Genomic DNA, 648 nt, shown 5'->3' with positions numbered 1-648 from the left:
TCACCTCCGCTTTCAAAAAGCTGTCCATCCTGAATCCGAACGACACGAGTTGCTTCCTTTGCCACTTCCATGTCATGGGTGATAAGGATGATGGTTTGCCCCTTTTCGTTTAAATCTTTTAGCATCTGCAGAACTTCTTTACTTGTTTTGCTATCAAGTGCCCCCGTCGGCTCATCCGCCAATAAAACGGGAGGGTTGCCCGCCACTGCCCTTGCGATTGCCACCCTTTGCTGCTGTCCGCCGGAAAGTTGATTCGGCAAATGGTTCATCCGGTCACCCAGGCCAACCCTATCAAGACAGGAAACGGCGGCCTCTTTTCTTTCCTTCACGCTCACTCCTCTATAGACAAGGGGAAGCTCGACATTTTCCAGCGCTGTCAACTTCGCCAACAGATTGAAATTTTGAAAGATGAATCCTATTTTAATATTGCGAATCGCCGCTAGCTCATTATCCTTCATTTTTTCAACTTCTTTTCCATCAAGAAGATATTCACCTGTATCAGGCTTATCCAGACACCCTATCATATTCATGAACGTCGATTTCCCTGATCCGGAGGGACCGATGATGGAAATGAAATCGCCTTTATCGATGGTAAGACATACATCCTGAAGCGCCTTAACGGTTTCACCGCCCAGTTCATATGATTTG

Annotated in this window: 1 protein-coding gene; it reads right to left on the bottom strand. The window is 46.8% G+C overall.

From position 1 onward, the window contains the following. The coding region (locus tag CVN76_RS01815; protein ID WP_100530159.1) for an ABC transporter ATP-binding protein at positions 1–648 on the bottom strand (648 nt) is incomplete at both ends.

This window comes from Bacillus sp. mrc49 (assembly GCF_002803435.1).
Note: the sequence above shows the minus strand (reverse complement) of the source record. Positions and strands in the feature narration are given on the sequence as shown.